The organism is Fulverythrobacter fulvus (assembly GCF_037154085.1).
Taxonomy (GTDB): Bacteria; Pseudomonadota; Alphaproteobacteria; order Sphingomonadales; family Sphingomonadaceae; genus Andeanibacterium; species Andeanibacterium fulvum.
Genome location: NZ_JBANRM010000004.1, coordinates 224,882 through 246,195 on the forward strand (window position 1 = coordinate 224,882; position 21,314 = coordinate 246,195).

Below are 21,314 nucleotides of genomic sequence, written 5' to 3' on the forward strand. Positions count from 1 at the left end.
AGCAGGGCATGGCGGGAATTTCCCCCGCGCTCTTGCCCCGATGCGGCAGGCGCGCCATTCCCGGCCGATGGCGGAAAAGCGCATCATTCATGGCTGGCTGCTCGATCCCGAAACGAGGGAAAACCTGCTGGCGCTCCACCCGCCCCGCTATGAGCAGGTGATGGCCGAGCATGTCACCTACAAGACCGGCGCGGACGGGGCGGCCCTGCCGGATGCGGTCGATTGCCTTGTCGTGGGCCGGGCCGATGACGGCGAAGGAGTGGAAGCACTGGTAGTTTCGATCTCCGGATCGACCGACCGGCCGGACGGCTCCACCTGGCACATCACCTGGTCGCTGGCGGAAGGACGCCGGGCGAAGGAAAGCAATGGCGTGATCGCTGCGCTGGGCTGGGAGGCCTTTGCTCAGCCCCATGCCATCACGCTGATCCCCGGCTGGTGGAAATGGATCGAGGGGCGCTGACTTCCCAGGAACCGGTTGCACCAGCCCGCGTTCCCAAAGCACTATAACAAGGGGAGAGAGCATGATGGAACTCAAGGGCAGGCGCGTGGTCACGGGCCATGATGCGCAGGGCAATTCGGTGGTGATTTCAGACGGGCCGCCACCCCAGAACCACCCCATGCAGGGCGAAGCAGTGGGTGCCGATTTCATCGAAATCTGGAGCACGCCGCAGACTGTCCCTTCGCTGACCTCCCTGCCCGAGGGCGAGCCCAACGAACGCCCCTTCACTATCATGCCGCCCAGCGGCCATCTGATCCGGCAGATCGAGCTTTATCCCGCCAGCCAGGGCGGCACAAAGACCGTGATGCACCGCACCCGTACGCTGGATTATGCGATGGTGATCGAAGGCGAGGTCGTGCTGCACCTGACCGACAGCGAAGTCGTGCTGGGCCCCGGCGACGTGGTGGTTCAGCGCGGGACCGACCATGCGTGGGAAAACCGCAGCGATGCCATTACCCGCATGGTGTTCTTCCACATCGACGCGGTGTTTTCGGACGAATTGCTCGCCAAACTACCCCAGCCGCTTGAGCTGATGGAGTGAGGTAGCGGCCCCGCCCGCCCCTCAAGGAAAGCGAAAGGCGCTGACCGCGCTGTTTAGCACGACCTCGCCATAGTCGCGCGTGCCCGGCTCGCCCGATGCACCGGCGGCGACCACCAGCGGAATGAGATGCTCCTCGCGCGGATGGCAGAAGCGCGCAAAGGGCGCCGCCTGCCAGCCGGTGAGCAATTCCGCCCGTTCGCCCGCATCGGCTTCGGCTGCCTGTTCGAGCCATTGGTCGAACTCGCGCGAGGGCGCTTCGGAACGCGGATCGCCATAGGCGCGCATGTTGTGGAAGCTCATGCCCGATCCGATAATCAGCACGCCTTCCTCGCGCAGGGGCGCCAGCGCCTCGCCCGCGGCAAGGTGCAGCGCCGGGTCCAGTCCAGCGGTCAGCGACATCTGCACACAGGGAATATCCGCATCCGGGAAGGCGACCTTCATGGGCACGAACACCCCGTGATCGTATCCGCGCGACGGGTGGATACCCGCGGGCATACCTGCGGCGCGGATCAGCTCCGCACCCTTTTCGGCCAGCCACGGCGCCCCCGGCGCGGGCCAGGTGAGCTTGTAGGTTTCCGGCGGGAAGCCGTAATAGTCGAACACCAGATCGGGCGCACTCGCGCCGGTAAAGGCAAAGCCACGCTCTTCCCAATGGCCGGAAACGATGAGGATCGCCCTGGGCCGCTCCGGCAGGCTGGCGGCCAGCCCTTTCAGATAGGCTTCCATCCCGCGCCAGATCCCCTGCGGATCGGGCATGAAGAAGCACGGGCCGCCGCCATGCGGAATATAGAGGCTGGGCTGCACGGCCATGGTCGGAAATCCTTCGGGCTTCAGGAAAACCGGAGGTGGCCCGGCGGCCGGGCGGCGTCAACCGGCATTCGGCCAAGCCGCCCGTCCGGCAGGAAACGCCGTCAGCCGGCGCGCAGGGCCGAGCAGAGCCGTTCGTCGTCGCCCTTGGTGATCTCGATGCTCTGTTTCACCGATTTCTGCTGTTTTTCGGCGGATTCGGTTTCCTTGCGGCGCTTGAGTTCCTTCGCGGCGTAAATCATCCGGTCGAGCAGTGCATCGGCCTTGCCCAGATGGTCCAGCTTCTCCGCCAGCAGCCCGCAACCTTCCTTGAGGTCGGTCGTCGCGGCAATCTTCTTGTCGATCCCGGCGACGATCTCGGTTTCCTTCTTCACTTCCGTGACCGAGAAATTGAATTCCTGCGCCATGGCGACATCTTTCTGCCCGCTGACCTCTTTCTGCGCAGAAAGCGAAGGGGCGATGACCAGAAGGCTCAGTGGAACGAGTAAAAGAGACTTGCAGCGCATCTCACTTCTTCTCCCATATTTGATTTTGTCCGCATGATGCCCAAGCCGGACCTGTCGGGCAAGGCGGCATAATTACGTGCCTGCATAAGAGGGGTGGCCAAGGCCCTGCGCGCCTGCCATGGCACCCGGCAATTCCAACAGGAGCAGATCATGGCCGGCAACGACGAAGACTATGTCTATGACGAGGAAAGCGGCGAATGGATGCCGGCTTCCGAACTGGCGGCCAAGCAGGCGGCTGCCGATCAGGTGGAAGTGCGCGATGCGGTGGGCAATCTGCTGGCCGATGGCGACCAGGTGACGCTGATCAAGGATCTGGAAGTCAAGGGCGCCGGGCAGACCCTGAAGCAGGGCACCCTGATCAAGTCCATCCGCCTGGCCGGCGACCCGCAGGAAATCGACTGCAAATATCCCGGCATCAAGGGCCTGGTGCTGCGCGCGGAGTTCGTGAAGAAGCGCTAAGGCGCCGTCACGAACAGATGTCGTCCCCCCGCACCTTGTAGGACATTTCCATCTGCCACAGCCGGTCGAACTGGCTGGCGGCCCTGTCGCAACTCTCCATGTCGCCAATCGCCCACGTTCTATCCCCGTCGTCCGGCTCTATCGCTCGTTCAGGCCGGGCGAAAGGCGCCTTCTTCGCCCTTTCCGATCAGTGTGAGCGGAGCAATGCGCTGGAAGATGCGAACCATTCGCAATAGTCTCGACGCACTGAAAGCGAAGAGAAACACCATGAACCGCGACCTGATCAAAACGCTGACCTATCTGTCCGTCCACCTCACCGTCGGCTTCACGGTCGCCTATGCCCTCACCGGTTCCATCGCGCTGGCCGGCGGCATCGCCCTGATCGAGCCCTGCATCAATGCCGTGGCCTTCTATTTCCACGAACAGGCGTGGAAGAAGGCCGATGCCCGCAAGGCGCGCCCCGCTGGCGGAGCCTTCGTTTCCAGCCACTTCCACCCCGCCTAGGGAGCCTTCGGCAAGCTCGTCATTGCGAGCGGCAAGGCCGCGCGGCAATCCAGGGCCCGGCGCGTGACGCACTGGATCGCGTCGTCCCTGCGGTCCTCGCGATGACGACACTTGCCGGCATCAGGGCGCCTGTGTCCCGGTAAACGGGTGCTCGGCCGACCAGGCGCAGCCATGGCGCGTCTCGCCCTTCACGCTCAGCAGGGCGGAGAAAGGATAGACCCGGTCGCTCATGCTGTCGCTGCACGGCGCAGCCGAGATCGCCAGATCGAACGGCGCGCCGTCCAGAACCCCGCTGAAGGAAATGCCGCCGCGCCCGGCGAAGCGCTTCACTTCCACGGCCTGCCCATCCAGATCTTCCGGCGTGGTATAGGTCAGCGCCGTGCCCTGTACCTGCCCGCCCCAGAAGGGTTCCGTGCCGGAAAAATGCAGCAGTTCCTTCTCGCCTATTTCGTGAAAGGGCTGATGGTCCTCCGCATCGCCGGGCAAGCCGCTGCCATGGCCCGAATGGCAGGCGGCCAGCGCCAGCAGGCAGGAAAGCGCAGATAGGGAACGCATCACTTCACCTCAAAGACACTCGCGGGCCAGCTCACCAGCATGGCCCCGCGCATTTCGCCCGGCGCAAAGCCGGTCGCCCGGTCCGCCGGATAGAGCGCGTGGAGCAGTTCGGCCAGATCGGGCGAAATATTGGTGCCGTGGCAAGTGGAGCAAGGCTTGTCCTGCATCGGGATGGCCCGCAGCACATTGATCCGTTCCGCCTTGCCCGTGCCGCTGCGCCACATGGCAGTGGCGGGGAAGCCGTCGACCAGCGGCGCTTCGGCCAGCTTCGCGTAATAGGGCCGCATTTCCTCGGTCAGCCCGCCCGCCGGATTGCGATTGCGCTCGGCCACGCGGCTCACCTGCGCACCGCTCGCGGCGGATTCCTCCGCGGCGATCTTCGGCGCGGCTTGCTTGCACACGCCGATGGCCTGAACCGGCCCGCCCGCCTGCAAGGCGGCAGCGAGCTGCGCCTGCAACTTGCCCTGAAAGCTCTGCGCCACGGCGATGGAGCGTTCCATCGCCGCTGCCTCGTCAAAGCGGGCGTCAATGCGGGCCTGCCGCGATCCACCGTCAGGCATGCTGGCGCAACTGGCGAGCGAGAGCAGAAGAATGGGCGCGAACTGCGCGGGTCGCATGGCAGCAAGTATCATCGAAGGTCTCCTTCGCACGAGCATCTGCCCAGCCATGACTCCAAAGCCTGTCACTGGCCAGCGGGAGTTTGACCCCAGGGCCCTACCCTTGCTTGCGCGATTTATGCGCAGCGATCTGTTCATCCAGCGCGGCGATGCGCAGCCGTTCCGGCGTGCCCTTGGCCAGCCCCTTGAGGCGGCAAGTGGCCCACAGCGCCTTGCGTTCGGATTCCAGCGCCTTGAGATAGAGATCGGCCATTATCGCTCCTGTATATCAAATTCGCGGCATAGAGCCGGATGGTGCCGGGGGACAGCGATTTGGCGCGGCCTGCCCGCCCCCGGCCGCATCCCGGCCATACCCCTCAAAAGTGACACGAAACGGCCCGCGAAACCTGTGACTTTCCGCCCGCCCCTTCCTCGCCGTCGGACCGGCCCGCCAGCGCCAGATGCGGCCGGGCGACCAGCCGCAACAGCGCAGTATTGTCGGGTTTTCGGGCAATCTCGACAAAGCGCCCGGCATGGAACACCGGCTTGAGCGCACCTTCAAACGCCCGATATTCCAGCTCGTAGCCTGTGACCTTTCGCGAACGGTGCGTGTCACCCCGCACCTTGCCCAGCGCCACGTCCCACGCAGCCACGAAACTCTCCGCCCCACGCCGGGCGCGCAGGCGATAGGCCGTCTCCCGCGCCATCCCCACCCGCCGCGCCGCCTCCGATACGGAACGCGTCAGCGCCAGATACCCCAGAAACGCCGCCTGCCTGCGCGGCGTCCACCCATCTGCGCGAGCGCGCAGCGGAACGGGAACGAAAGCCGGCACATAGCGGCGCGAGCGGCGGGCGGGTTGGGCTGGGCGAGTCATCCGGCAGGATAAGCCACAGATGGGGGTGTGTAGGAAAGGGTTTTGGGTGGGGCTGAAGGCGCCCCCTCGTCTGCCAATCTTCGTCGTCGTTGCGAAGACGAGGTTTCAGCTGGGCATTGACCCCACGGCATCCCAATACAGCGCCAGAGCCGCCACGCTCACCACCACCCAGTTGAAGCCCAGCGCGAGTGCGGTGAATATCCGCCAGCCTTTTCCCGCGCCGGCCATGCCGCGCCGGAAGGTCCAGCGGCCAATGGCGTAGGTCAGCAGTCCGCAGGCGATGATGTTGATGGCCGGGTGAGTGTTCAACAGGCTGGAGAATACCACCAGCAGGACGATGCTCTGCAGGAACCATGCAGAGGCGAACCAGACTATAGGAATGGGGCGATAGGTGCCTTCGGGCAGGAAGCTGCCGATGTCGCTGGAACGCACGCCAAATTCGGGCGGGCCGTAATCCACTTCGTCGTCGTAAACCTTGCGCACCGTCATGCCCCCTGCCCGCGCAGAATGCCGATGGGCCGGCACGGTTCAATCCGGAAGGCTACTCACCCCTCCAGCTCGATCCGCAGCCTGCTACCGGTCGCGCGGGCGAGTTTTTCCAGCGTCGTCACCGAAGGGCGGGCAGTGCCGCTTTCCAGCCGGGCTATCGCGCTGCGGCTGGTGCCCATGCGTTCGGCCAGTTCCTCCTGCGTGAGCCCGGCGCGCGAGCGGGCTTCGACAACTTGCAGGGCAAGGGCGAACTCCTCCGCCAGCGCCATATAGGCCTCGCGGAAGGCAGGGTCCTTGCGCCAGCGCCGGATCGTCTGCTTGGCAGACATCTCCCCGCGCGCGCCGCTACCCGGCTCGCTCGAACACATGGCATGTTCGGCTGGGCCGGAATTGTCTTCGTCCTCCAAAACCTCGTGAATCATGATGCGCCCCTTTTCCGGCGGACGATGCCAGAGCCGGGACCGGGCGCAATTAAGGATGCTTACTCAGCCCTTTACCTTTACCCGCCCGATGCCCCCGCAGCGATTGCACGCCCTGCGCCGCCGGACCGAGGAAAGATCCGTGAGACCGGCTCGATGGGCGCGGCAAACGGCGGATTTCCTGCCTTGGCGAAATGGCGCGGGTGGTGCTGCGGGCGGCGCTACGGGTGGCAGAAGCGACCGGGCGAGCGCCGGATTGATGGTCCATTATGGCAGAGATTGTCCGGCGACGGCGTCACCCCTGCCGCCGCTTCTCTCCGGCCGAGCGCTTACCGATCCGCGCAGAGCCTCGCATAATCGTCGCGCGAGGAGTTCAGGTCCTCGATCACATTATTATAATCGGTCACCGAGGAATTATAGGCTTCCACATCGCCCAGCTGGTCCAGATATCCGAGCATGTTCTTGAGGATACGCTGCATTTCCTCGAGCCGGTAGATCACGCTGCTGAGCAGTCCGCAGCCCACGGTGAAATCCCGCTCCACCCGCATCCGGCTGCGCAGGCTTTCAAGCTCGCTGAAATTCCGGGCTAGATCCCTGGCCGCGGAATTATACTGCTGGACGTAGAAGCTCTCCCCCTGCGCGGCGGCGGGCTGGGCCCCGGCCATGAGGAACAGCGGCGCGAGCGGCAGGAAAATTGCGGTCAGGCGGCGCATAGGTGGCTTTCGTGGATGATGGCTCGCCTGCTTGTGCCGGGCAGCACGATGCGGGGCAAGCGGGACTTGCTGCCGCTCAGGAACAGCGCTGTTCCTTGAGCGCACGGACCTTGGCGAGCTGACCTTCCAGTTCCTCGAAAGTCTGCTGTGCACTGTCATAGCTCGACTGATCGTCGGAACTGGAGGCCAATTGCTTCATCATGTTGAGCGAAGCGAGCGCATCGAAGCCCAGCTCGCGGATATTCTCGATATGCTGGCACTGTTCCGCCGTGGTCGGCGCGGCGCGCATCAGTTCCAGTTCGCGCTGCATCTGGTCCTTGTCGGCATTCACCGTGTCGACATGGCGATTATAGGCCTCGATCGAGGCATCGCTCATTTCCGCATGGGCGGCACCCGCCGCCAGCAGCGCAAGCGTGGCGGCCGTGCCGAACAGGGCCGGGAGTTTCGTCATGCAAATGCTCCGAAAAGCAAAGGTGGAAAGCGAATCCCGGCAGGACGCCGGATGCCACGAAATGCGGCATCCGGCTGGTCAGCGTCAATCGTGTTCGCGCCCATTCGCGCCGATGTAGAGTTCGCTGCCGATCTCGCGATATTTCTCGCTCATCTGCTGCATCCCTGCCTCGGCCTCTTCGGCGGCCGTGAAAGTCTCGATGGGGGCATTCTGCTTGGCGGCGAAATCGCGCACTTCCTGCGTGATCTTCATCGAGCAGAATTTCGGCCCGCACATGGAACAGAAATGCGCCGTCTTGGCGCCTTCCGCGGGCAGCGTCTGGTCGTGATATTGCTCGGCAGTATCCGGGTCGAGCGAGAGGTTGAACTGGTCGCGCCAGCGGAATTCGAAGCGCGCGCGGCTCAGCGCATCGTCGCGCACCTTGGCCGCCGGGTGGCCCTTGGCAAGGTCCGCCGCATGGGCGGCGAGCTTGTAGGTGACCACTCCCACCTTCACGTCGTCGCGGTCAGGCAGGCCGAGGTGCTCCTTGGGCGTGACGTAGCAGAGCATCGCCGTGCCATACCAGCCGATCATAGCCGCGCCGATGCCGCTGGTGATGTGATCGTAGCCGGGCGCGATATCCGTCACGAGGGGCCCGAGCGTGTAGAACGGAGCCTCGCCGCAGGCTTCCAACTGCTTGTCCATGTTCTCCTTGATCTTGTGCATCGGCACATGGCCGGGGCCCTCGATCATCACCTGCACATCCTGTTCCCAGGCGCGCTTGGTCAGTTCGCCCAGCGTGTAGAGTTCGGCGAATTGCGCCTCGTCATTCGCGTCGGCGATGGAGCCGGGACGCAACCCGTCACCCAGCGAATAGGCGATGTCATAGGCCTTCATGATCTCGGTGATTTCGTCGAAATGTTCGTAGAGGAACGATTCCTTGTGATGCGCCAGGCACCACTTGGCCATGATCGAGCCGCCACGGCTGACGATGCCCGTCACGCGCTTGGCGGTGAGCGGGATATAGGGCAGGCGCACGCCGGCGTGGATGGTGAAATAATCCACGCCCTGTTCGGCCTGTTCGATCAGCGTGTCGCGGAAGATCTCCCAGGTCAGGTCCTCGGCAATGCCGCCCACCTTTTCCAGCGCCTGATAGATCGGCACGGTGCCGATGGGCACGGGGCTGTTGCGGATGATCCATTCGCGCGTGTCATGGATATTGCGGCCGGTGGAAAGGTCCATCACCGTGTCCGCGCCCCAGCGGATGGACCAGACCATCTTGTCCACTTCGCTGGCCACATCGCTGGCCACGGCGGAATTGCCGATATTAGCGTTGATCTTCACCAGGAAGTTGCGGCCGATGGCCATCGGTTCGCATTCGGGGTGGTTGACGTTGCTGGGGATGATCGCCCTGCCCCGCGCCACTTCCTCGCGCACGAATTCGGGCGTCACGTAATCGGGGATGGCAGCGCCCCAATCCTGCCCGTCGCGGATATATTCGCGCAGCATTTCGCGGCCGAGATTTTCGCGCGTGGCGACATATTCCATCTCGGGCGTGATGATGCCCCGGCGGGCATAATGCATCTGGCTGAGGTTCGCGCCGGGCTTGGCGCGCAACACTGTCTTGTGGACATTGGGATAGGCAGGCACGCCGCCCGAACGATCCGGTCCGAGTTGGCCGTTATCTTCCGGCTTCACTTCGCGCGCGGCATATTCCTCCACATCGCCGCGATCGAGCTGCCACTGGCGGCGCAGCTGCGGCAGGCCGCGCTGGATGTCGATCTGCGCGGCGGGATCGGTATAGGGGCCGGATGTGTCATAGACACGCACCGGCGGTTCGCCGCTGGAAGGTTCCAGATCGATCTCGCGCATGGCAACGCCGAGCGGGCCGACATGGATCTTGCGGCTGCCCCGGATCGGGCCGGTGGTCACGCCAATCTCGATAGGGGAATTGATGTCGGCCATTCATGCTCTCCATGCAGGCGGATGAGCGGATGGCGGGCCTGTATCTTCGGGAAGAACGCCCTCCACTCCCTCCGCCCGTGTTAACGGGTTCAGGTTCGACGGGTCGTGGGGCGCAACGCCCACCTCTCAGCCGATGGTCCGAAACGGACCGGCATGGCTCCCCGGGGATGAGTCGCAACCTAGGCGCTCGCACGCGCGGCGGCAAGCGGGGCGCGGCAGGTGGAGCGGCTTAACCCGGTGCTAACGCTGTTCGGGCATGGAAGATTGGTCTAGGGAGCGGGCCGCTAACGCGATGGCCCCGGCAGATGGCCCCCGGAACGGCCCAAGGGAACGGCGATGTTGGAAAAGCTGGCTGAATATCTTGCCTCCACCAGCCAGCAGCTGGCGCTGGACCTCGTATCGCCGTGGGCCCGCACCGGCCTGCTGGCGCTGATCGTCGGCTGGCTGGTCGGTATGCTGGCCTATCGCCATTATTTCGGCCGCGAAGGGTTTTCGCTGCTCGCCTATCTGCGCCACGCCTTCCCGCGCCGTGTCTACTGGTCCCGCACCTTCGCGGTGGACCTGCAGGTGTTCCTGTTCGGCCGGTTGCTGGAACCGGCGCGCTGGGCGGGCTTGCTGTTCTCGGTCACCGCCGTGGCCATGGCGATTTCCAGCGGGCTGACCGCCGCTTTCGGCCCGGTGCGGGAAAGCACGCCCGGCGCGCTGGAACTGGGCCTGCTCGCCCTGCTGCTGCTGCTCGCCTTCGATTTCGGCACTTACGTGACGCATCGCCTGTCGCATCAGGTGCCGTTCCTCTGGGCTTTCCACCGGGTGCACCATTCCGCCGAGGAACTGAATCCGCTGACGCTGGAGCGCAAGCATCCGGTCTATTCACTGATCAGCGCCGCCATCGATTGCGCCATCGTGGCGCCGGTGCAGGGGGCGATCCTCTATTTCTTCGGCGGCAAGACGGGGCTGGCCGTGCTGGCGGGCACCAATTTGGGCTTCATCCTGTTCGCCTATTGCGCCGCCAGCCTGCGCCATACCCATATCTGGCTGTCCTACGGCCCGGTGCTGGACCGGATCGTGGTGAGCCCTGCCCTCCACCAGATCCACCACAGCAAGGCCCGCCGCCATTTCGACCGCAATTACGGGGAAGTGCTGGCCATCTGGGACTGGATGCTGGGCACGATCTATCTGCCGAAGGAACGCGAGGAGCTGGAATTCGGCATCGGCGACGAGGAAGTGCAGCCCCACCCCAATCTGGGCGCGGCGCTGCTGGAGCCCTTCGCCTATGCCTGGGGCACATTGCGCCGCCCCTCACCCGGCAGCACCGCGCCCGAGAGCGATGCGGTGCAACCGGCGGCGGAGGCAGAAACCGCGCCGTCCCTGCCGGGCCAATGAACCGGGGGCTTTCCCTCTATCTCGATCTGCTGCGCTTCGCGGCCGCGCTGGTCGTCGTGGCCACTCACCTTGCCTATGCCGAACTGAGCGGCGGGATGCTGCAATATTGGCGCCTGCTGGGCAACGATGCGGTGATGGTGTTCTTCGTCCTTTCCGGCTTCGTCATCGCCCATGTCGCGCATGAGAAGGAAACCACTCTGGGCGCCTATACGGCCAGCCGCCTTGCGCGACTGTGGTCCGTTGCAGTGCCGGCACTGGCGATCACGATCCTGATCGACCAGTGGGGCCGCTCGCTCGATCCGGCGGCCTATGCGCAATGGTGGTATCAGGCGAGCGATCCGGTCTGGCGGGCATTGCGCGCACTCACCTTCACCAACGAATTGTGGTTTTCCTCCATCCGCCCTTTCAGCAACGGGCCGTGGTGGTCGCTGGGATATGAGGCGGTCTATTACGCGATCTTCGGTGCGGCCTTCTATCTCACCGGCTGGAAGCGGATCGCAATCGCCGGGGCACTGGTGGTTCTGGCGGGGCCGAAGATCCTGCTGCTGGCGCCGATCTGGTGGCTGGGCGTGTGGACGTGGAAGCGCACGCGCTGCGCCGCGCTGACTGCCGACAAGGCGGCCCTCGCCTTCTTCGGCTCCATCGCGCTCTATGGCTGGTTCCGCTGGAGCGGCGCGCCGGAGATGCTCAAGCTGGTCACCGCATGGCTGATCGGGCCGGACAATGTCGTCCACTATCTCGGCTTCTCGGACGAGTTCCTGTCGAGCTGGTTCATCGGGCCGTTCGTGGCGCTCAATTTCCTCGGCGCGCACGGACTGGCATCCTCGCTCGAGAAATGGCTGGAGCCGCTGCGGCGGCCGATCACCTTCGCCGCCCAATCCACCTTCGCGCTCTACCTGCTGCATTACCCGATGCTGCGCTTCGCCCATGCCGCCACTGGCTATGACGTGAAGAACCCGCTCCACGTGCTGGCCGCTTTCCTCTGCGTGGTGGGCAGCTGCATGATGATCGGCCCGCTGATCGAACGCAGCAAACGCGGCTGGAAGGCATTGCTGACCGCCAGCATTCCGGGCCTTTCCCAGCCGCCGCGCCAGCGCGCCTAGGCCCTCGTAGCCGGCCGGAAGGCGTGTTATCTTTCGTTTCACGGGAGAAGTGAAAAGGAGATACGCCATGAGCGTTTCCGCAAGCCGCCTGCTCGCCGCGGCCGCCGCGCTGGCCCTGCCTGCCTCTGCCATGGCCCATCACGGCTGGGGCTGGACGGAAGAGAAGGAAAGCCGCCTGTCCGGCACGATCCATTCGATCAGCTTCGGCAATCCGCACATGCACCTGCAATTGCGCACCGATGAAGGACTGTGGGAAGTGGACCTTTCCCCGCCCATCGTGGCGCAGGGCTCCGGCTTCGGCCCGGATGCGGCGAAGGCGGGCGAGAAGGCCACCATCACCGGCCATCGCGCCCGTGACAGCAAACTGCGCGCCTTCAAGGGCGAGACGATCACCGTGCGCGGCAAGACCTATGACGTCTATCCGCAGCGGGAGAAGACGCTGAGGCCGTAGGTAAGTTCGTCATCCCGGCGAAAGCCGGGATCGCGATCGATTGGGTGTGCGGCCCCGCGCGTGGAAGATCGGGTTGATCGAAAGCGCCTCCCGTTTGGGGGCATCTCTTCGAACCGATCATCTAGCCGCCAGCGATCCCGGCTTTCGCCGGGATGACGACCTGGAGCGCCCCTCAGGTAAAGCGCATGAAGCCCGAAACCGCCAGGGTCAGCCCGGCCAGCAGCGTCACTACCGCCCATACGCGATGCATGGCGGCGAGGTTCTTGAGCCAGAGGTGGAAATAGAGATCGGAAAAGCCGGCCACGGCCAGCGCCTCGATCATCATCAGCCCGCCGATGCCCTTCATCACGCAGGTGACGATGTCGCCCGAATCCCAAGGGTTCACGAGATAGATCGCCGCGCCGAAGGTCAGTTCCACCGCCGCGCTCAGCAATTGCAGCGCGGGCGATTTGTCGATCTCGTCCACCATGGCACGCCACATGCCCGGCTGACGCAGGGCGCCCACGGCGGCAAAAACGGCAAACAGGCCCAGCAGCGCGGCGCTCCACGCAGTAGGGTCGAAATTATTCGGCATCCTCGGTCACCTCCGCTTCGGGGGAGTGTTTGTGCAAGTGAGTAAGGCCGAGCCGCTGCCCTGTCCAGCGCAGGTTTTACGCGGTTTTCTGCTATCGCAAGTTAGCCTGCGGCCTGCCACTGGACCACGGCGTCCATGGGCCAGAGCAGCATCAGCACGTTGAGCGTCAGATTGTCGCGGATCATCGCCAGGGTGAACAGTTCCAGCGCCACGCCCAGCAGCACGCTGGCCCATACCGGCAGGCGGCTGGCAAGCAGGAAGCCCACGATCATCCAGCCGATATCGGACATGGAATTGACGATACTGTCCCCGACATAGCCCCAGCTGACCGTTACTTCGCGGTAGCGGTCGATGATGAAGGGGGTGTTCTCCAGCACTTCCCAGAACCCCTCGAACGCCACGGCGATCGGCAGTGCCCAGCGCGCAGGAAGGCCCCCGAACAGGCGAAAACGTCGCCAGAGGATGTGGGCGAAGAAGTAGAACAACAACCCGTGGATCAGGTGGCTGGGCGAATACCAGTCCGCGATGTGCTGGCTGTTCTCGGATGACTGCACGACCCCGTGCCACAGCTTGATCGTGCCGCACTCGCACATGGGCGGACGGTGCATCGCCAGCAGGATCGCAAGCACCAGCGCCATCACCGCCAGCGTGGCGAACAGGGCGCGGCGATGGGGGAGGAGCGATGCCGTGTTGAGTGCCATGCCTGCTGACTGCACGCGAAGCTTCCCATCCGCAAGCATGCGCAATTGTGTTTTTCCTCATCGCCCTAGGTCGTAAACTCATAAATGCCAGTCACGAGGTTTGAGGCAAAATGGCTCGGCGCGAGGAGGAGAGGCGCAGGAATATGTCGATATTTCCAGCCTCTCCGACGCTGCGCTGGGCCATTTTGGTCAAATCCCTGCGGGACATCCAAATGGCTTCCATCTCGAACCGAAAGGCGCTTGCGATGGCAGCAAGCCGTCGCGGCGCGCCTTTCGGCCCGATATGTTCGCCATTTGGATGCCTCGTGACTGGCATTTATGAGTTTACGACCTAATCATCGCGGAATGATCACTCGCCGCGCCATGCATTTCCTTGCCCGCCTGTCCGCCCCCGTCGCATTCGCGATGCTTCTCGGCCCCGCGCCGGCTGCCGCCGAAGAAGAGGCGAGGCTGGTGCAGGCGGCTCAGACCAGTGCCTATGAAGACCTTTACGCCGCCATGCGCGAAGGGGTGGACGATACGGTGATGATCGAGAACATCCTCGATACGATGATCGCCGAGATCAGGCGGCAGGCACCCGAATTCGCCCTGCTGGAAGAGGAAGAGCCGCAATTGATGAACAATCTGCGCGGCAATGTCCGGCCCGTGCTGATGGATTATTCCGAACGTGTGCGCGTTGCCTATCTTCCGGAAATGATCGCGGTATTGCAGGGCGGCCTGACCGCCGCCGAAGCGCGCGATCTGGCCGCCTTCTATCGCTCGGAAGTGGGGCAGAAGCTGCTGGCAGGGGTGAGCGGCAGTTTCACCGGCGAGGAAACCATGCGCGGCATGGGCGGCGATTTCGACCAACAGGTAGACACGGAAGCCGTCGCGCGAGACATCAGGTCCGCCAGTGTGAAGGCCTATCTTACGCTGACGCCTGAAGAGCGCCAGGAAGTGGAGACCGTCTTCGCCCAGAATCCGGCACTGGCCAAGATGAATGCGCTTCAGCCGCGGATCAACGCCGTGCGTGCCGCAATGGAAAACGAAGCCATGACGCCGGAGGAAGAAGCGCGCATGGACGCCGCGCTGGATGACACTTTCGCGCCGTTCTCCGACGATTTGCCTGACGAGTAACGACAGGCAGCCCCCGGGCATTGCGCGAGCCGCCTCATCGGCTAAAGCCATGCCCATGAACGGGCGCCAATTCGATATTGCCATTGTGGGCGGCGGGCTGGCCGGGGGCTTGATCGCCGCGGCGCTGGCACGCAGTCGGCCCGAAGTATCGGTAGTGGTGGTGGAAGCGCAGCAGGTGCTGGGCGGCAATCATCGCTGGAGCTGGTTCGAAAGCGACCTTTCGCCCGAAGGCGCCGCCCTGCTCCACCCTTTCCGCAAGGTCGAATGGGACAATGGCTATGACGTGGCCTTTCCCGGCCGTGTCCGCACGCTGTCCTCGCCCTATCGCTCGCTTGCCTCGGCGGAATTCGACGCCGGGCTGCGCCGCATGCTGCCCGATGGCGCAATCCGCATAGGCCGCGAAGTGGTGACGCTGGATGCGGCGGGCGTGATCCTGGACAATGGCGAGAGGATCGGCGCGCGGGCCGTGATCGATTGCCGGGGCCAGCCCAGATCGGCGCACCTCACCGGCGGCTGGCAAATATTCCTTGGCCGCCACATGCGCACCCGTGCTCCGCATGGGGTAGAACGCCCGATCATCATGGACAGCACCATCGAACAGGTGGGCATTGCCGATCAGGGCGCATACCGCTTCGTCTATGTCCTGCCTCTCTCCAGCCAAGAGCTGTTCATCGAAGATACCTATTACGCGGATAGCCCGCTGCTCGATCGCAGCCTGCTGTCCGGCCGGATCGACGCCTATTGCGCCCGCCATGGGTGGGAGGGCGATCTACTCGGCTCCGAAACGGGGGTTCTGCCGGTGATCACGGGCGGGAACTTCGGCGCCTATCAGGCGGAACGGCGGATCGGCGGTGTCGGCCGCGCAGGTGCGCTGGCGGGCTTTTCCCATCCGCTGACATCCTACACCGTGCCCTTCGCGGTAGAGACGGCGCTGGCCATCGCTCGCGATGCCGATCTTCCGGCAGACCAGATGGCCGCCATGCTTGAAGCCCGCGCGCGCCATCACTGGCGCGATACCGGCTTCTATCGCCTGCTGGGCAAGATGCTGTTCGGCGCCGCCGACCCGACCCAGCGCTGGCGCATATTCGAGCGGTTCTATGGCCTCCAGCAGGGGCTGATAGAGAGATTTTATGCCGGGCGCTCGACACAGCTCGACAAGGCGCGCATCCTCATGGGCAAGCCGCCGGTTCCCCTTACCCGCGCGCTGGGCGCATTGCTGCAGAAAGGCACACCAATGAACGGGCAGGAGGCCGCATGACCCCCGACCTGGCTCCCTATCCCGGAAAGAAGGCCTGCGTCATCGGCGCCGGCTTTGGCGGGCTGGCACTGGCGATCCGCCTGCAATCGGCAGGCGTTGCCACCACCGTGGTGGAAGCGCGCGACAAGCCGGGCGGGCGCGCCTATTTCTGGGAGCGCGACGGCTTCACTTTCGATGCCGGGCCCACTGTCATCACGGACCCGATGTGCCTGCGCGAGCTGTGGGCGCTGACCGGGCATGAGATGGACGACGATATCGAGCTGATGCCGGTCATGCCGTTCTACCGGCTCAACTGGCCCGACGGGACGAATTTCGACTATTCGAATGACGAGACCGCGCTGCAGGCCGAAATCGCCCGCATCTCCCCCGCCGATATCACCGGCTATGAGGATTTCCTGCGCTATTCCGAAGGCGTCTGGCACGAAGGCTATGTGAAGCTGGGCCACGTGCCCTTCCTGGACTTCGCCTCCATGCTCAAGGCAGCCCCGGCGCTGGCCAAGTACCAGGCATGGCGCTCGGTCTATTCGATCGTCTCCAAATATATCCAGTCGGAGAAACTGCGCGAGGCGTTCAGCTTCCACACCTTGCTGGTGGGCGGCAACCCGATGACCACCAGCAGCATCTATGCCCTGATCCACAAGCTGGAAAAGGATGGCGGCGTGTGGTGGGCGCGCGGCGGCACCAACCGGCTGATCGCAGCCATGGTCCGCCATTTCGAGCGGCTGGGCGGCACGATCCGCCTGCACGATCCGGTCAAGGCGATCCACACCGTGGGGACGACCGCCACTGAGGTGGAAACCGTCAGCGGCTGGAAGGAACGCTTCCACGCCGTCGCCAGCAATGCCGACATCATGCACACTTATCGCGATCTTCTGGGCGGCACCAAGCGCGGGGCGGACGAAGCCAAATCGCTGGCGAAGAAGCGCTTTTCGCCCAGCCTGTTCGTGGTCCATTTCGGGATCGAGGGCACCTGGCCCGGCATCCCGCACCACATGATCCTGTTCGGCCCGCGCTATAAGGGCCTGCTGGACGATATTTACGAGCATGGCGTGCTGCCCGTCGATTTCTCGATCTATCTCCATCACCCCACCGTGACCGATCCATCGATGGCGCCGGAAGGCAAGAGCACCTTCTATGCGCTGGTGCCGGTGGCCAATATGGGCAAGCTGCCAATCGACTGGGAACAGGTCGGCCCCGTGCTGGAAAAGCGCATCCTCGATGAAGTCGCCCGGCGGCTGATCCCCGATCTGCATGACCGGATCGTCACCAAGTTCCATTACGCCCCGCGCGATTTCGCGCTGGATCTCAACGCCCATGTCGGCAGCGCCTTCAGCCTTGAGCCGATCCTGACGCAGAGCGCATGGTTCCGCGGCCACAATCGCGACGATGTGATCCGCAACATGTATCTGGTAGGAGCGGGGACTCATCCCGGCGCCGGCATTCCCGGCGTGGTCGGCAGCGCCAAGGCGACTGCCAAGCTGATGCTGGAGGACATGAAGGAATGAAACCGCTTTCCGCCCTTTGTGCGATTGCCCTGCTGGCCGTTCCCGCGGGCCTTTCCGCCGCCAACTGGGAAGAGGTGGAGCGGCTGGCCGGCGACATCGCCGTGGAAATCGACACGCAGAGCGTGGCCAAAGCGCAGGATGGGGTAACGGAAGTCACGCTGGGCACTTTCCGCAAGGAACTGCCCAACGGTGTGATGCAGACGGATGTGGCAGTGGACTGCAAGGGGCAGGCCGCCAAGATCCGCGGCATCCGGCTGCTGCAGGGCGATGTTGTGGCGACCTCCAGTTCCACGCCCGGTGCGGAATTCCGCCCGGTGAATTACGGCAGTTCCGAAGCAATCTATTTCAAGGCCCTGTGCGGCCGCGAAATCCCCGCTCCCGAAGGTGCGCAGGCGGAAGCGGCGCCCGAATGATCCGCCGCCTTGCCGTCTATTGCGGGTCTGCTTCGCCCGCCGATCCCCGCTATCTGCAGCTCGCGCATGAAGTGGGCGCAGGCCTTGCCGCGCGCGGTATCGGCGTGGTCTATGGCGGCGGCAGGCTGGGCCTGATGGGGGCAGTGGCCAGCGGCGCTTTGGAGGCCGGGGGCGAAGTGATCGGCGTGATCCCCGATGCGCTTTCCAGCAGCGAAATCGCCAATACCGACTGCACCGAGCTGCACATCGTTTCCGGCATGCATGAACGCAAGAAGGCCTTCACTGACCTGTCGGATGGCTTCGTCACCATTCCCGGCGGCGTCGGCACGATGGACGAATTGTGGGAAGCGGTCAGCTGGGCGCAGCTGGGCTATCACACCAAGCCGGTGGGGCTGCTCAACGCCTTCGGCTATTACGATCACCTGATCGCCTTCAACCGCCACATGGCCGAAACCGGCTTCGTCCGCCCGGCCCATCAGGGCATTCTGATCGCGCGCGAGACCCTGCCCGATCTGCTGGACGCCATGGCCGCCTATGAACCGCACCGCCCGATCTTCGCGATGAAGGCGGACGATTTGTGAGTTCTTTTCGTCATTGCGAGGGGCCGAAGGCCCCGCGGCAATCCAGGGCAGTTACAGGCGGCACTGGATTGCTTCGTCGCTCCGCTCCTCGCAATGACGTTTGATCGCCCGACCCTCGTCGCCCAGGCGCGGGATACGATCCGCGAGGGATCGAAAAGCTTCGCCGCCGCGAGCACGCTGTTCGGCCGCACCACGCGTGAGCGCGTATGGCTGCTCTATGCCTGGTGCCGTCGCTGCGACGATCTGGCCGATGCGCAGGACATGGGCGGCACTCTGGGCGATCAGGCCGGCGCGCATGACCGGCTGGCGGAAATCCGCGACCTGACCGCAAAGGCCTTTGCCGGGCAGCCCACAGGCGATCCCTGCTTCGACGCCTTCGGCCTCGTCGCCCATGAATGCGGCATCACGCCTGCCATGGCGGAAGATGTGATCGCAGGCTTTGCGCTCGATGCCGACGGCTGGCGCCCGCAAAGCGAAGGCGACCTGATGCGCTATTGCTTCCACGTGGCAGGCGCGGTGGGCGTCATGATGGCAGTGGTGATGGGCGTGCCCGCCCGGCGCGAGGATGTGCTGGACCGCGCCTGCGACCTTGGCCTGGCCTTCCAGCTGGCCAATATCGCGCGCGACATTGCCGAGGATGCCGAAGCCGGGCGCTGTTACTTGCCTGCCGAATGGCTGGCAGAAAAGAACATTCCCGAAAATGAGATCATGGCGCCCCGGCACCGACCTGCCCTGGCCGAACTGGCCGCGCGGCTGGTGGCCTTGTCTCAGGAACACGAACAGGCATCGCGCATCGGCGCTGCGCAACTGGGCTTCCGCCAGCGCTGGGCGATCCTTTCCGCCGCCGGTATCTATGGCGCGATCGCAACCGAAGTCGGCCGCCGGGGCGAAGCCGCGTGGGACGAGCGGGTCCACACATCCGGCCGCGCCAAGCTGGGCTTCGTGGCCAAGGGGCTGGCCGCCGCGCTGCTGCCCCCGCCCCGAATGGACGCCCTACCCAAATGGAACCGCCGCCAGCTTGCCGCAATGGCCCGCGCGCCGGGCTGACTTAAGCCCGCTTGCCTCCCCGCGCAGGTGCAGGCAGTCTCCCGCAAAACATAGAGGGGAGAGAAACATGGGCGAACCCGGTGCCGAACAGGCGCAGGTCCACAAGACCGAATGGAAAGTGATCGCGGCATCGTCGCTCGGCACGGTGTTCGAATGGTACGATTTCTACCTCTACGGCCTGCTCGCCACGATCATCTCGGCCCAGTTCTTTTCCGGCGTCAATGAAACCACTGCCTTCATCCTCGCCCTCGCCGCCTTTGCGGCGGGCTTTGCCGTGCGGCCCTTCGGCGCGCTGGTATTCGGGCGGGTGGGCGATCTTGTGGGGCGCAAGAACACCTTCCTCGTCACCATGGGCATCATGGGCGCATCCACTTTCGCCGTGGGCCTGCTGCCCTCCTATGCCAGCGTGGGCGTGGCCGCGCCGCTGATGCTGGTCGGCCTGCGCCTGCTGCAGGGCCTCGCGCTGGGCGGGCAATATGGCGGGGCGGCGACCTATGTGGCGGAACATGCGCCAGAGGGGAAACGCGGCTTCTATACCAGCTTCATCCAGACCACCGCGACGCTGGGCCTGTTCTCCAGCCTGCTGGTGGTGATCGGCACGCGCGAGGCACTGGGTGAGGAAGCCTTTGCCCAATGGGGCTGGCGCCTGCCCTTCTATGCCTCGGCCCTGCTGCTGGTCGTCTCGCTGTGGATCAGGCTGCAACTGAACGAGAGCCCGGTCTACCAGAAAATGAAGGCCGAAGGCACGACCTCCAAGGCCCCGCTGACCGAGGCATTCGGCAATTGGAAGAACCTGCGCATCGTGCTGATCGCGCTGCTGGGCGCCGTCGCCGGGCAGGCGGTGGTCTGGTACACGGGCCAGTTCTACGCGCTGTTCTATCTGGAAAAGATCCTGAAGGTAGACGGGGCAACCGCCAATGTGCTGATCGCCGCCGCGCTGGCCATCGGCACACCCTTCTTCGTATTCTTCGGCTGGCTGAGCGATCGCATCGGGCGCAAGCCGATCATCATGGCGGGCTGCGCGCTGGCGGCGCTGACCTATTTCCCGCTCTTTTCCGCCCTCACTGCCGCTGCCAATCCGGCGCTGGCCGAGGCACAGGCCAAGGCGCCAGTGGTGGTCCATGCGGACCCGGCGAGCTGCTCGGTGCAGTTCGACCCCATCGGCAAGACCAATTTCAACACCACCGCCTGCGACATCGCCAAGTCCACGCTCGCCAAGGCGGGCATTCCCTATGAGAATGCCGCGAGCGGCAGCGGCGAGACGACTATCGGCGCGATTACCATCCCGGCGGACGACATGGAAAGCTATGGCGAGCGGCTGACCATTGCCGTGGCGCAGGCGGGCTATCCCGCACAGGCCGATCCCGCGCGCACCAATACACCGCTGGTGATCGCCATCCTTGCCGCGCTCGTCCTGCTGGTGACCATGGTCTACGGCCCCATCGCCGCGTTGCTGGTGGAACTGTTCCCCAGCCGCATCCGCTATACGGCGATGAGCCTGCCCTACCACATCGGCAATGGCTGGTTCGGCGGCTTCCTGCCCACCATCGCCTTTGCCTGCGTGGCCGCGACGGGGAATATCTATGCCGGGCTGTGGTACCCGGTGGGCGTGGCGGTGCTGACCTTGCTGGTCGGCCTGCTGTGGCTGCCCGAGACGTTCCGGCGGAAGATCGATCACGAGGGGTAAGACAAGCTCCTCCCCGACACGGGGAGGGGGACCACCCGCAGGGTGGTGGAGGGGCACCTGCCATAATCGCGACGTTTCGCCTGCCGGACGTGCCCCTCCACCATGCTTCGCATGGTCCCCCTCCCCCGTTGGGGGAG

The 21,314-nt window shown here is 64.6% G+C and carries 27 protein-coding genes and 1 riboswitch; of the genes, 14 read left to right on the forward strand and 13 right to left on the reverse strand.

Annotation, left to right across the window (positions count from 1 at the left end):
* Positions 1-67: 67 nt before the first annotated feature.
* The gene (locus WFP36_RS13190) at positions 68-460 is read left to right on the forward strand and encodes a hypothetical protein (protein WP_336981016.1); all 393 of its coding nucleotides are present in this window, start codon (positions 68-70) and stop codon (positions 458-460) included.
* A 61-nt stretch (positions 461-521) separates the two neighbouring features.
* Entirely contained in the window at positions 522-1,040 is a 519-nt protein-coding gene (locus WFP36_RS13195; RefSeq protein WP_336981018.1) for a cupin domain-containing protein, read from the forward strand.
* A gap of 21 nt (positions 1,041-1,061) precedes the next feature.
* On the opposite strand, the gene WFP36_RS13200 is transcribed toward WFP36_RS13195, so the two are convergent.
* On the reverse strand, positions 1,062-1,850 hold the full coding sequence (locus tag WFP36_RS13200; RefSeq protein ID WP_336981020.1) for a DODA-type extradiol aromatic ring-opening family dioxygenase: 789 nt from the start codon (positions 1,848-1,850) through the stop codon (positions 1,062-1,064).
* 101 nt (positions 1,851-1,951) lie between these two features.
* The gene (locus WFP36_RS13205) at positions 1,952-2,254 is read right to left on the reverse strand and encodes a hypothetical protein (RefSeq protein WP_336981021.1); all 303 of its coding nucleotides are present in this window, start codon (positions 2,252-2,254) and stop codon (positions 1,952-1,954) included.
* Positions 2,255-2,503: 249 nt separating this feature from the next.
* On the opposite strand from WFP36_RS13205, the gene WFP36_RS13210 reads away from it, so the two are divergent.
* Together WFP36_RS13210 and WFP36_RS13215 are read left to right on the forward strand one after the other, a co-directional pair.
* Complete coding sequence (locus WFP36_RS13210; protein ID WP_336981023.1) at positions 2,504-2,812, forward strand: alkylphosphonate utilization protein; 309 nt, start codon at positions 2,504-2,506, stop codon at positions 2,810-2,812.
* 267 nt (positions 2,813-3,079) lie between these two features.
* The gene (locus WFP36_RS13215; protein WP_336981025.1) at positions 3,080-3,316 is read left to right on the forward strand and encodes a DUF2061 domain-containing protein; all 237 of its coding nucleotides are present in this window, start codon (positions 3,080-3,082) and stop codon (positions 3,314-3,316) included.
* A 120-nt stretch (positions 3,317-3,436) separates the two neighbouring features.
* Here the strand turns inward: WFP36_RS13215 and WFP36_RS13220 are convergent, their stop codons facing one another.
* The 9 genes from WFP36_RS13220 to thiC form a co-directional block, all read right to left on the reverse strand.
* Positions 3,437-3,871, reverse strand: a complete 435-nt coding sequence (locus WFP36_RS13220) for a COG3650 family protein (protein ID WP_336981026.1) — start codon at positions 3,869-3,871, stop codon at positions 3,437-3,439.
* Positions 3,871-4,503, reverse strand: a complete 633-nt coding sequence (locus tag WFP36_RS13225) for a c-type heme family protein (protein ID WP_336981028.1) — start codon at positions 4,501-4,503, stop codon at positions 3,871-3,873. Before WFP36_RS13225 ends, WFP36_RS13220 begins: the two co-directional genes overlap by 1 nt.
* An 82-nt stretch (positions 4,504-4,585) precedes the next feature.
* Positions 4,586-4,741, reverse strand: a complete 156-nt coding sequence (locus tag WFP36_RS13230; RefSeq protein WP_336981030.1) for a hypothetical protein — start codon at positions 4,739-4,741, stop codon at positions 4,586-4,588.
* A 103-nt stretch (positions 4,742-4,844) separates the two neighbouring features.
* Positions 4,845-5,342: a hypothetical protein gene (locus tag WFP36_RS13235; protein WP_336981032.1), complete on the reverse strand. Its 498-nt coding sequence runs from the start codon at positions 5,340-5,342 to the stop codon at positions 4,845-4,847.
* Between the two features lie 105 nt (positions 5,343-5,447).
* Positions 5,448-5,831: a hypothetical protein gene (locus WFP36_RS13240; protein WP_336981034.1), complete on the reverse strand. Its 384-nt coding sequence runs from the start codon at positions 5,829-5,831 to the stop codon at positions 5,448-5,450.
* Positions 5,832-5,887: 56 nt separating this feature from the next.
* Positions 5,888-6,253: a helix-turn-helix domain-containing protein gene (locus WFP36_RS13245; protein ID WP_336981036.1), complete on the reverse strand. Its 366-nt coding sequence runs from the start codon at positions 6,251-6,253 to the stop codon at positions 5,888-5,890.
* Positions 6,254-6,579: 326 nt separating this feature from the next.
* Entirely contained in the window at positions 6,580-6,963 is a 384-nt protein-coding gene (locus WFP36_RS13250; protein ID WP_336981038.1) for a hypothetical protein, read from the reverse strand.
* A 76-nt stretch (positions 6,964-7,039) separates the two neighbouring features.
* Positions 7,040-7,414, reverse strand: coding sequence for a hypothetical protein (locus tag WFP36_RS13255; RefSeq protein WP_336981039.1), 375 nt, complete (start codon positions 7,412-7,414; stop codon positions 7,040-7,042).
* An 84-nt stretch (positions 7,415-7,498) separates the two neighbouring features.
* A complete protein-coding gene (gene thiC / locus WFP36_RS13260; RefSeq protein WP_336981040.1) occupies positions 7,499-9,358 on the reverse strand; it encodes a phosphomethylpyrimidine synthase ThiC in 1,860 nt (619 codons plus the stop codon).
* 48 nt (positions 9,359-9,406) lie between these two features.
* A riboswitch (TPP riboswitch) is annotated at positions 9,407-9,532 on the reverse strand.
* A 162-nt stretch (positions 9,533-9,694) separates the two neighbouring features.
* On the opposite strand from thiC, the gene WFP36_RS13265 reads away from it, so the two are divergent.
* From WFP36_RS13265 to WFP36_RS13275, 3 genes are all read left to right on the forward strand, one after another.
* Entirely contained in the window at positions 9,695-10,741 is a 1,047-nt protein-coding gene (locus tag WFP36_RS13265) for a sterol desaturase family protein (RefSeq protein ID WP_336981042.1), read from the forward strand.
* Positions 10,738-11,844, forward strand: coding sequence for an acyltransferase family protein (locus WFP36_RS13270; protein WP_336981044.1), 1,107 nt, complete (start codon positions 10,738-10,740; stop codon positions 11,842-11,844). The genes WFP36_RS13265 and WFP36_RS13270 overlap by 4 nt, the downstream gene beginning before the upstream one ends.
* Positions 11,845-11,911: 67 nt before the next feature.
* Positions 11,912-12,295 (forward strand): DUF6152 family protein, encoded by a 384-nt coding sequence (locus WFP36_RS13275; RefSeq protein ID WP_336981046.1) that lies wholly within the window; start codon positions 11,912-11,914, stop codon positions 12,293-12,295.
* A gap of 172 nt (positions 12,296-12,467) precedes the next feature.
* Here the strand turns inward: WFP36_RS13275 and WFP36_RS13280 are convergent, their stop codons facing one another.
* Together WFP36_RS13280 and WFP36_RS13285 are read right to left on the reverse strand one after the other, a co-directional pair.
* Positions 12,468-12,869: a hypothetical protein gene (locus tag WFP36_RS13280; protein WP_336981048.1), complete on the reverse strand. Its 402-nt coding sequence runs from the start codon at positions 12,867-12,869 to the stop codon at positions 12,468-12,470.
* 101 nt (positions 12,870-12,970) lie between these two features.
* A complete protein-coding gene (locus WFP36_RS13285; RefSeq protein WP_336981049.1) occupies positions 12,971-13,570 on the reverse strand; it encodes a DUF2585 domain-containing protein in 600 nt (199 codons plus the stop codon).
* A gap of 345 nt (positions 13,571-13,915) precedes the next feature.
* On the opposite strand from WFP36_RS13285, the gene WFP36_RS13290 reads away from it, so the two are divergent.
* The 7 genes from WFP36_RS13290 to WFP36_RS13320 all read left to right on the forward strand — a co-directional run bounded on the left by WFP36_RS13290 (position 13,916) and on the right by WFP36_RS13320 (position 21,177).
* Positions 13,916-14,686 carry a DUF2059 domain-containing protein gene (locus WFP36_RS13290; protein ID WP_336981051.1) on the forward strand — a complete coding sequence of 257 codons (771 nt, stop codon included), beginning with the start codon at positions 13,916-13,918 and terminating at the stop codon, positions 14,684-14,686.
* A 55-nt stretch (positions 14,687-14,741) separates the two neighbouring features.
* A complete protein-coding gene (gene crtY / locus WFP36_RS13295; RefSeq protein ID WP_336981053.1) occupies positions 14,742-15,944 on the forward strand; it encodes a lycopene beta-cyclase CrtY in 1,203 nt (400 codons plus the stop codon).
* The gene (locus WFP36_RS13300; protein ID WP_336981055.1) at positions 15,941-17,449 is read left to right on the forward strand and encodes a phytoene desaturase; all 1,509 of its coding nucleotides are present in this window, start codon (positions 15,941-15,943) and stop codon (positions 17,447-17,449) included. Before crtY ends, WFP36_RS13300 begins: the two co-directional genes overlap by 4 nt.
* The gene (locus WFP36_RS13305) at positions 17,446-17,862 is read left to right on the forward strand and encodes a hypothetical protein (protein ID WP_336981056.1); all 417 of its coding nucleotides are present in this window, start codon (positions 17,446-17,448) and stop codon (positions 17,860-17,862) included. The genes WFP36_RS13300 and WFP36_RS13305 overlap by 4 nt, the downstream gene beginning before the upstream one ends.
* Positions 17,862-18,443, forward strand: a complete 582-nt coding sequence (locus WFP36_RS13310; protein ID WP_336981215.1) for an LOG family protein — start codon at positions 17,862-17,864, stop codon at positions 18,441-18,443. The genes WFP36_RS13305 and WFP36_RS13310 overlap by 1 nt, the downstream gene beginning before the upstream one ends.
* 93 nt (positions 18,444-18,536) lie before the next feature.
* Positions 18,537-19,490, forward strand: coding sequence for a phytoene/squalene synthase family protein (locus WFP36_RS13315; protein WP_336981058.1), 954 nt, complete (start codon positions 18,537-18,539; stop codon positions 19,488-19,490).
* A gap of 67 nt (positions 19,491-19,557) precedes the next feature.
* A complete protein-coding gene (locus tag WFP36_RS13320; RefSeq protein ID WP_336981059.1) occupies positions 19,558-21,177 on the forward strand; it encodes an MFS transporter in 1,620 nt (539 codons plus the stop codon).
* Positions 21,178-21,314: the final 137 nt, after the last annotated feature.